The organism is Vibrio sp. 970, assembly GCF_033339075.1.
In genome coordinates, this window is the sequence record NZ_JAWOTW010000582.1 from 1 (window position 1) to 584 (window position 584).

Sequence of the window (584 nt, forward strand, 5' to 3'; positions counted from 1 at the left end):
CGGCATTGGTTCTGTACTCATTAGCCCAATATCAGAAATCACCGACGTGAGTTATGGCGGTCCGCGAATCAGCGGTTACGTAAGCTACCCTTTGGGTGCTGGTTTTGAGCTTTACGGTAAAGGCGGTATCACTTACTACACGTTAAGTTACACGCTTAAAAACAATGGCCAGAATAAAGAATATGACGAGTCTAGCCTTGGCGGAGAAGCCGCAGCAGGTGTCGCTTGGGGCTATAAACACTTTGGTTTGAACTTAGAATACAATTACGCCAAAAACAGCGATTTTGATTCTGGTGGCGTGATGTTTGGCGCACAAATGCGTTTCTAACTCATCCCTCTTTTCTAAGGCACCTTAATTCCGGTGCCTTTAGTTTATGTGCTTCAAGCACCTTCTAAAGACAACACAATGCCTGCAAGGATGAAAGCTACACCGATACCTCGGGTGAGATACCATTTTTCCGCAAGCAACCAAATGCCCATCAATAAACCAAATACGATACTGATCTGGCGCAGCGCGACAACTAAGCTCACGTTGTCTGTCATCGTCATCGCAAACAGAACCAATCCATAAGTCGATGCCATCA

Annotated in this window: 2 pseudogenes; one reads left to right on the forward strand and one right to left on the reverse strand. The window is 45.7% G+C overall.

Annotated features, from left to right (window positions below):
- Positions 1 to 328 (forward strand): annotated as a pseudogene (locus R7Q11_RS28005) (outer membrane beta-barrel protein); the annotation flags it as partial.
- 53 nt (positions 329 to 381) lie between these two features.
- Here R7Q11_RS28005 and R7Q11_RS28010 read toward each other — a convergent pair.
- Positions 382 to 584 (reverse strand): annotated as a pseudogene (locus R7Q11_RS28010) (multidrug transporter); the annotation flags it as partial.